We start from the raw sequence: 7,943 nt of genomic DNA on the forward strand, positions 1-7,943 counted from the left end.
TGCATGATCGCCCCCCGCTTCAAAACATTTTATAAACAAATAGCCCTTATATTGCGTGTGGGCACACCTTACTGGGTTGTATTTTTTGTAATAAAATATATACATATTTGTAAGAAGTTCTTCGTATTTTTCTATATCTGCCTTAATATTTTCATCTTTGCTTTCGCATCCGCAAAATACAAACATACCCATAAGTAAAATAACCAAAAACCTTTTCATGCCACCCCTCTCTTTTGTCAAGTAAGCTTATTTTGGTTTAAAAAAATTATATCAAATTTTTAAATAATGTACGCCTTACCTCTTTTATCCCTCACCTTTTCAAAGTAGCTAAGCGCGAGCGCAAGCGCCCAAAAGCGGTCTGCGTGGCCGTGTTCGTTTCGGTCGCTGTCGTAAATAAAGCTTTTAGCGCCCGCTTTTCGCTTTATAGCGTGAAGATCGGCTATTAATGCCGGGTCGTTTGGGATGATTATGCTTTTATCTTCAAAGTGCTTTTTTAAATTTAGCGCCATAGCCTCTTTGCTGCTTTGCGTAAAATAGACCCCTTGCACCCTTGAAGGAAAGCGCCTTTTTACCTTTTCGGCTACGCTCATGCCGATACCGGTTTTATCTATCTTTTGCATAGCTAAAGGATTAAAACGTAAAAAGTCGATGAGTAAATTTTCTTGCGCTTCAAAGCTTGCTTTGGCGATAATGTCTAGCACGCTTAGCTTCTTTACGCCGCCTTCGTCGTATACGGCTATATGAGCCGATCTATCTTTCGTGCGGCCGACGTCAAATCCCGCATATTGCGGGACACTTTTGGCGGGAAGCGCCGGCGCATAGTCTTTTATACAACTTTTTATAAGCTCCACGCTTAAAAGCGCATTTTCGTCGTCTATGAATTGGCACTCATACGCGCTCGCCCATGTATCGGCGTCAAAAAGATCTCGCATAGTTTCAAGATCGAAATTTAGTCCGTCCTCTATGGCTCTATAAATATCTACTCTATGCCTCGAAAACATATAGTATTTTGTTTCGTTGTCGAATAGCTCGTGAAATAGCGAATTCTCTTCAAACGGCGTAGATAGGATAGTGAGGCGACCCGCTACCGCGCCGATAGACGGGACAAACGCGTGCCAGATTCGCTTTTGATTCGGATACCACGCAAACTCGTCCATCCAAATATCGCCCGTAAAACCTTGCACCGTGCGGAAGTTGTGAGCCATAACCCTAATCGTAGCGCCGCTATCTAGGCTCTTTTCGTATTCGCTATTTTTAACGAAAAGTATGCCGAATTTCTCGGCCCATCCGTCTAGGTAGTTCATTAAAATCCTAGCTTGCTCTTCGCTCGCGCTCAAAAACAGCTGATTACGACCCGCGACGGCTCCAAGCAGCGCATCAAGGCTTGAGGCGTATGAAAAACCTATTTGGCGGGATTTTAGCACGATACGAAACTGAGACGCGTCGTTGATAAAATCTTTTTGATAACCGTAAAGCCCGCCCTCATCCATAGCCTTATTTTTTAGGCTTTCATAGTCTGCGTTCATCACGGCGGTAGGCTTTTTCTTATTTTTTACCTTAGCCTCTTTTGCCTTTTGACCTTCAAGGCGAGATAGGGACGCGGAGAGCATCGCTATTTGTTTTGCTTTGCTGTCGCTACTTTTGTCTTTGCTAAGCTTTGCGATTTGAGCTTTTAAATTTTGAGAGGTTAGGCGGCCTTGTTTATCCTCTTTGCCTTTCCAACGCGACAGAGTAGATACGTCGATCTTGTATTCTTTGCTAATTTCAGACAATGAATATCCAGAGGAGATTAAATTTAAAACGAGTTCTTTTGTCTGCTTAGAATACGCCATTTATTCATCCTTCAAACAAGAGCGCATAAAATCAAGCGTGAAATCGAAATTTAGTATATCCACGCCCCGCTCATCCGTGGCATCTACGCTTGAGTTTTTAAAATTTAAAAGAGGAGTTAGATCCATAAGCTCTTTTAATACAACCTCTCCGTCGCTAACGGGAACAATAACGGTCAAGACGGCCTTATACTGTGCATGATGAAGTGCGCTTCTTTCGGAAACGAAAATTTTAAAATCGTCTTCGTGTTTTAAAATTAACTTTTCGCAAAAAGCGATTAGCTCTTTTTCGGTCTTGATATTCTCTGCTTCCATACTCTCTCCTTAAACAGCGGCATAAAAATATCCGCTCGTATTTTTCTTCGTCGTAAGTTTGTAAAATTTATCCATCCAATACTCCTCCCACTGCTTAACGTCTTTAAAAGTATCTAAGCTCTCGTTGTATTCGTTTGCGCGCTGCTGGATTTTAAGCCAAAGCTTCTGTCCTAAAAGCGCTAACGTATAAAAAGCGGCGGCTTTTGTTTTACTCGCCTCTTCTGCGGCGTATTTGCCTATCTGAGACTCTGCCATTTCTATATACGGTATTATCTCGTCGTCGGCTATCATTTTTAATTTGTTATAACGCCTAATTTCATCTATGATATTTTGCATCTTATTTTCCTTATTTATTTTATACTCTGCTCTGCTTTGTTTGAGCGATTAAACAAGTTCTAAAATCATATACACTTCGCTCAAAGTCGCAGAGTCGGATACATCGCTCGCATCGCGTTGATATGCTCGCTCACTGGTTTTTGGCATAAACGCAAAGCAGTTTGCGTTTATGCTTCGCCTTTGGCTAGCAACCAAAAACCACCTTCAAAACACTTCAAAACGGCTTCAATTTCAACGAACGTATTTTAAAGATACGTTTGCATTGTTTTAATATTAAAACGGCTTAAAACGTTTTATTTGTTATAACCCAAAATTCCGCGCGCTTCGTTTAAACTAATTATGCCGCTGCTTACCAGTCCGGCTACCAGCTCTCCGTCGTCTTTAAAGTTGCTTACATCGATAGGCTTAAGCTTGATAGGATAGCCAATACTATCGAAAAACCACTCTATTTGATCTTGTTTTGGGATGATCGTAAGCTCGTTAAAGCTGTGCAGCTGTCCGGTTACCTCTCCGCTGCCTCCAAGCTGTCCGGCGGTCATTACTCCGACCATTCTAGGCGGTACTCCGTGCGCGGCTATAATTTCGTCCCTATTTAGGTTTTTAAGCTTTTCAAAACTAATATCGCTTACCTTGCTTAGATCCTCGATACGTACTTTCGCATTCTCGCCGTTTGCGGTTAAAACCAATGTTTTGTGCGCATTGCCCGTCCCTTTAAAATTTGAGCCGAAAAATTCTTTAAAGGCGTTAAGCTGCATCTCATCAGGCTCTGAATTTTCAAAGATTATGGCCGTATCGGCGTGGGTGGATTTTTCAAAAAAGGCGTTATTAAAGCTGTCGGCTTTTTGATTGGTTAGAATTGAGAGCATGGCTGCCAAATAATCAGGCTCTCTATAAAATCTAGAATTCGGAGAGTAATAATATAAGTGTTTTGCGTTAATAGGTATAGATCTAGAGTTTTTTACTTGAAAAATTTCTCTATTTTCGTTTACTCTAGCTTCGATAGAGGGAAGTATATAAAGGTTTTTGCCCGCAATCTCCACAAACGCGTTTCCAAAAATTTCAAGATTTAATATAAACGCGTATAAAAAATCTTTGGGCGTCATAACGCCACCTTCGAGCTTTGAGCTATCTTCTATATTAGATAATAGTGATGCTTTTAATTGCACGGCTCGCTTGTGATAGGTATTGGCGTAAAAAAAACTTAGCAATCTATCAAAGCTAAAAAACGGCTCTATTAAGCCTTGTGAGTCTTTGCTTTCTTCAGTAAGCTGTGCGCTACCTTGCGCTGCTTTAAAAATTCTATCCATATTTATACTAAAAATTTTTAATCCAATTCTACGATAAAGATTTTTCGCTTTCTAGCAAGATAAGACATATATGTCTTATTTAGGTTTTTTAAAATCTTATTTTTGGCGAAAATGGCGGAAAAAATAAGGAGTAAGCAGTGGCTAGAGAGATAACCGATATGCAAATCAAGTTAATTTCGCTGGTATCAGCAGGTGCTAACAATAAAAAAATTATCTACAAAAATGAGAATTTTAACGAGCTGTTAAGAGTCGATTTTAAAAAGAGCGATGCGGAACAAGGAGTTGTTTACGGGATAGTTTATGCCCCGGACGAAGTGGATACGCAAGGAGATTTTGCAAATGCTGACGAAATCAAAAGGGCTGCTTATAACTTTATGAAAGGATCGGACCTTAGTTACTGTATAGATGTAAATCATAATTTTAATATCGCGGACGCCTATATATGCGAAAGCTGGATAGTAAAAAGCAAAGATGAATTCTTTAATGAAGAGGGAGCGTGGGCGGTAGGCATCAAAATAGAAGATGAGGAGCTGCGAGAGATGATAAAAAACGGAACGATAACTGGACTATCAATGTATGGCAGTGGAGTGATAAAGGGGAGCGAAAAAGAAGATGTCACAAAAGGCGGCGTGATAGCGGCGCTAAAAGAGTTTTTCGGCTCAAGCGAAAATTTTAAAAAAGAAAGTTCAAACAACAAAGGAGAAACGATGGATGAAAATAGAGTTGCCGAGCTTGTAAAAGCTGGCATTAGTGCAAATGACGCAAGGCTTGAAACCCTTGAAAAATTTATCGGCGAGCTCGGCGCCAAATTAGAAGAGATAATGGCCGAGCTAAGCAAATCAAAACAAGACGTAACAATCGAAAAAACGCAAAATCACGCAAGCAAAGGAATACTATAATGGACGGATTAAACGATATTTTAAAAGGCTCTATGAATGCCACTAACGTTACTCTCTCGGGCTCACTTATACCTGAGCAATCGCATAATTTTATAGACGTTATTAAGTAAAACAACGGCTTTTTGCAAAAAATCCATACTGAAAAAATGAGTCGACTTACTAAAGAGCTCGATGCATGGGACGTAGCAAAAGGAATTTTAGTGCGCGTAGCCAGTGGCGAAAAACCAAACGACTCACAAAGATCTGCTTTAAGCAAAGTAGGTGCAAAGCTAGATGCCAAAAGCGTTCAGTTATTCGCTCGCATCTTGCAAGACGCGTTAGAAGACAATAAGTCAAATCCTAATTTCGAAAAAGAGACTTTTGACGCATTTGCCAAGGCTTTCGGTAACGATTTGGCACTTCTTGGCTTTATAGGAGAGAGCAATACTTACGACGGAACTTTCAAAAAACTACATAAAGGCTGGCTGCAAGTAGTTAAGGACTCTAGCGACGCGGTTAAATTAACCTATACCGTAACGGAAAAAGTGTCAAATAGGCTAAGCGCGCTAAATTTACCGCTTCATCTCGTCCAAGGCGGAGCCAACCAAATACTCGGCATCCAGTTTGAAATAACTCCTCTTATGCCAAAAGGCGTTTATCTAGCCACTCCGCTTAAAAACTTGGTTTTGGGAGTAGTTTTAGATATTCGCCGTAACCGCTGGTACGACGCCGAAGAGATGGCCTTAAAATACGTATTTGACGTATTTACCGATTACGAAGTAGTCGTTAAAAAATGGGCTAGCCTTATGAGCAAGGCATAAAGGAGCGAGCATGGTGTACATAGCTAAAGGCAATATATGCGTAAAATGAAATTTTGTTAAAGAGGGTGAGACAATCACCCTTAATCAAAACGAAGCTAAAAAGGATAGAGGTTTTTGAAGAAAATGACTCAAATACGGCGATGCATGATCAAGGCAACCCCGCATGCAAGGCGAGGGCGTAAATTTTAGAGGGGTTAAAATACCATTTTTTAGACTTCTTGCCCGCTGGGGCAAAATCCTTAACGGGTATAACAGCCTACCTAAACAAGGCGTAAAAAGCGAGTTTGATATAGATTATTTGGTGTGGCTACCTATCATAAAAGGTTATGCCACGCTAAATGACCTACACACTATTTACGACCTAGAGGACGCAATAGCAATGCATGAGGTTATTATCGAGCTACTAAACGAGGAGCGCCGAGCCTTAGAAAAACAATAAGGCTCACTCCTCTATTTTTTTACTTCTATTCTTTATTATTTCTATTTCGTCAAAAGTCAAATTACTCAAAAAATCAAGCAATTTAAAACGCCAGTTATCCTTGCCTGATTTAGCCCAATCGTTTAACGTGGCGTAAGGGATACCAAAAATCTCAACAAAGTCTTTACGTTTAGGCGTTTTATTTTTTTGCATTTTCTAACTCTTTTATGCGTTTTGTTAGCTTGTGGTTACGCCACATCTCATAGATTAGGGCGATACAAACTACTAATTGAGCCACATCAAAAACAATATCCATTTTAAGCTCCTTGTAAAGTCTAGTATTTTATAATCAACCCAAGGGGGAGTGGTTAAAACCACTCCTTTAAAGCTTGAAATATAGATAGAAGCGTTGTGACCGCTTCTATCATCACCCAAACCTTTTTTAAAAACGCTTTCACGTTTTCTCCTTGGATTGAACTTATCAAAAAGGCTTTTTATCCCTTTTGATAAGATAATTATATAATAATATACCTTATTTTATGCTTAATAATTATGTATATCATAATTTAATATAACAAAAACACAAGCCGAAACCATTATTAAAATTTACTCTAATATGCACCTTAAAAGGATATATAGTGCTATTAGATGAATTTCTTTATAAAATCGGATTTGATGTTGATAGTGGCAAGATAAAGCAAATAGAACAAGGGCTAAAAAATATCTCTAATATTGCGAAACAAACAGCCCAGCCTATTAGTGACGCAGTAAAAGCTGGCATGGAAAGAAACGCCGAGCTGATAGCAAAACTAGAGCAAGCCAAAAATAAAGGCGTAGAGTGGTGCGAGGAAGCTAAAGGGCAAGCCGAGGAACTCACTACTAGTTTTCATGAAGTGGCAGAAGCAGAGGAAAAGGTCGGCGAGAAAGCAAAAGAAGCAGCGAAAGAGACCAAAAAACTAACCGAGAAAAAGCCAGCTACCAATTTAAAACAAGAGCTAAGTAATATAAGAAGCAAATTTGTGCTAATAGGTGCAGCAGCGACAGCAGCTAGTGGGCTAATAGCTAATTATCTAACCGCGCCTTTGCAAAACATCGAGGAGCTAGCAAAGAAAAAAGATAGACTATTTAATATCACACAAGCCGAAATAATTCAAGCAAAAGAGTATCAAGATCAACTACAAAAAACAAAAACGGCGGTGCAATCAATCGTAACCCAAACAGCATTAAAGCTAATCCCAGTCGTCAATCAAAGCCTAAAAGGCTTTAACAACTTTCTAAAAGCAAATAAAGCGCTGGTCGTAGAGGGTTTAACTAATGTCTTTAAGTGGATATTGAAGCTAGGGCAAGTTTTTACAAATACGTTTAGATTTTTAAATAAAGTAATAAGTAGCACAATAGGCTGGAAAGCGGCGCTATTAATTCTTGTCGGCGTTTTAGCGGTTGTTAAACGTGCAATGCTAGCGGCGTTTTTAACCAACCCTATCGGCTGGGTAATTTTGCTAATAGGTGGTCTTATTTTACTAATTGATGATCTAATGACCTATCTAGACGGCGGCGAAAGCTTATTCGGTGACTATTGGAAGCCTTGTATAGAGTGGGGCAAAAAAGCCATAGCGCTATATAAAGAGATCGAACCAATTATTAAACAAGTGTTTAGCGGAGCTGCAAAAATAATTATGGGATTTGGTCAGTCAGTTATTGGCATTCTTACTTCAATAGGCGCTCTTTTCACTCTTAGACTAGCCGATTTAAAAAAAGCTTTTCGGTTTTGGTGTGACGGCAGCATAAAAATGATAGAGGGGTTGTGTAATATATTTGGAACGTCGTGGAGCGAGGTTACCGAAAAAGTTAAAAAGGCAATATTTGCGTGGATAGATGATATAAAAACTGGCTTTGAAATTTTAGGCAAAGCAATTATGCAACCCTTTGAGCTTGCCTTTAAATGGATAAAAGATCAATACAACAAATATATAGCTCCGATCGTTGATACGGTTAAAAACTTTGATATAGGGCAGACCGCTAGCGATATGTGGGAGGGA

The 7,943-nt window shown here is 39.5% G+C and carries 11 protein-coding genes; 4 read left to right on the plus strand and 7 right to left on the minus strand.

Annotated features, from left to right (window positions below):
* The 6 genes from Q0256_RS10220 to Q0256_RS10245 all read right to left on the minus strand — a co-directional run.
* A partial coding sequence (locus Q0256_RS10220; protein ID WP_297962728.1) for a hypothetical protein occupies nucleotides 1-219 on the minus strand: 219 nt, incomplete at its 3' end.
* Nucleotides 220-278: 59 nt separating this feature from the next.
* Complete coding sequence (locus tag Q0256_RS10225; protein WP_297962730.1) at nucleotides 279-1,832, minus strand: terminase family protein; 1,554 nt, start codon at nucleotides 1,830-1,832, stop codon at nucleotides 279-281.
* The gene (locus Q0256_RS10230; protein WP_297962732.1) at nucleotides 1,833-2,144 is read right to left on the minus strand and encodes a hypothetical protein; all 312 of its coding nucleotides are present in this window, start codon (nucleotides 2,142-2,144) and stop codon (nucleotides 1,833-1,835) included.
* A gap of 9 nt (nucleotides 2,145-2,153) precedes the next feature.
* Nucleotides 2,154-2,480 (minus strand): competence protein CoiA, encoded by a 327-nt coding sequence (locus Q0256_RS10235; protein ID WP_297962734.1) that lies wholly within the window; start codon nucleotides 2,478-2,480, stop codon nucleotides 2,154-2,156.
* Nucleotides 2,481-2,528: 48 nt separating this feature from the next.
* Entirely contained in the window at nucleotides 2,529-2,675 is a 147-nt protein-coding gene (locus Q0256_RS10240; RefSeq protein ID WP_002942392.1) for a hypothetical protein, read from the minus strand.
* Between the two features lie 98 nt (nucleotides 2,676-2,773).
* On the minus strand, nucleotides 2,774-3,787 hold the full coding sequence (locus Q0256_RS10245) for a phage portal protein (protein ID WP_297962739.1): 1,014 nt from the start codon (nucleotides 3,785-3,787) through the stop codon (nucleotides 2,774-2,776).
* A gap of 137 nt (nucleotides 3,788-3,924) precedes the next feature.
* Here Q0256_RS10245 and Q0256_RS10250 point away from each other — a divergent pair, with 137 nt between their 5' ends.
* The 3 genes from Q0256_RS10250 (at nucleotide 3,925) to Q0256_RS10260 (ending at nucleotide 5,925) form a co-directional block, all read left to right on the plus strand.
* A complete protein-coding gene (locus Q0256_RS10250; protein WP_297962741.1) occupies nucleotides 3,925-4,686 on the plus strand; it encodes an XkdF-like putative serine protease domain-containing protein in 762 nt (253 codons plus the stop codon).
* A 146-nt stretch (nucleotides 4,687-4,832) separates the two neighbouring features.
* Entirely contained in the window at nucleotides 4,833-5,486 is a 654-nt protein-coding gene (locus Q0256_RS10255) for a phage capsid protein (protein ID WP_297962743.1), read from the plus strand.
* 163 nt (nucleotides 5,487-5,649) lie between these two features.
* Nucleotides 5,650-5,925: a hypothetical protein gene (locus Q0256_RS10260; RefSeq protein ID WP_297962745.1), complete on the plus strand. Its 276-nt coding sequence runs from the start codon at nucleotides 5,650-5,652 to the stop codon at nucleotides 5,923-5,925.
* A gap of 3 nt (nucleotides 5,926-5,928) precedes the next feature.
* Here Q0256_RS10260 and Q0256_RS10265 read toward each other — a convergent pair whose 3' ends face one another.
* A complete protein-coding gene (locus Q0256_RS10265; protein WP_297962747.1) occupies nucleotides 5,929-6,117 on the minus strand; it encodes a hypothetical protein in 189 nt (62 codons plus the stop codon).
* 425 nt (nucleotides 6,118-6,542) lie between these two features.
* Here Q0256_RS10265 and Q0256_RS10270 point away from each other — a divergent pair.
* Nucleotides 6,543-7,943 (plus strand): hypothetical protein (locus Q0256_RS10270; RefSeq protein WP_297962749.1); only part of this gene is annotated, 1,401 nt, incomplete at its 3' end.

The sequence above is a fragment of the uncultured Campylobacter sp. genome (assembly GCF_937949835.1).
Taxonomy (GTDB): domain Bacteria; phylum Campylobacterota; class Campylobacteria; order Campylobacterales; family Campylobacteraceae; genus Campylobacter_B.

Excerpts from the sequence above, each read along its gene's own strand:
- Q0256_RS10225 (WP_297962730.1), bottom strand. The coding sequence starts at position 1,832 with ATGGCGTATTCTAAGCAGACAAAAGAACTCGTTTTAAATTTAATCTCC.
- Q0256_RS10230 (WP_297962732.1), bottom strand. The coding sequence starts at position 2,144 with ATGGAAGCAGAGAATATCAAGACCGAAAAAGAGCTAATCGCTTTTTGC.
- Q0256_RS10235 (WP_297962734.1), bottom strand. The coding sequence starts at position 2,480 with ATGCAAAATATCATAGATGAAATTAGGCGTTATAACAAATTAAAAATG.
- Q0256_RS10245 (WP_297962739.1), bottom strand. The coding sequence starts at position 3,787 with ATGGATAGAATTTTTAAAGCAGCGCAAGGTAGCGCACAGCTTACTGAA.
- Q0256_RS10255 (WP_297962743.1), top strand. The coding sequence starts at position 4,833 with ATGAGTCGACTTACTAAAGAGCTCGATGCATGGGACGTAGCAAAAGGA.
- Q0256_RS10260 (WP_297962745.1), top strand. The coding sequence starts at position 5,650 with ATGCAAGGCGAGGGCGTAAATTTTAGAGGGGTTAAAATACCATTTTTT.
- Q0256_RS10265 (WP_297962747.1), bottom strand. The coding sequence starts at position 6,117 with ATGCAAAAAAATAAAACGCCTAAACGTAAAGACTTTGTTGAGATTTTT.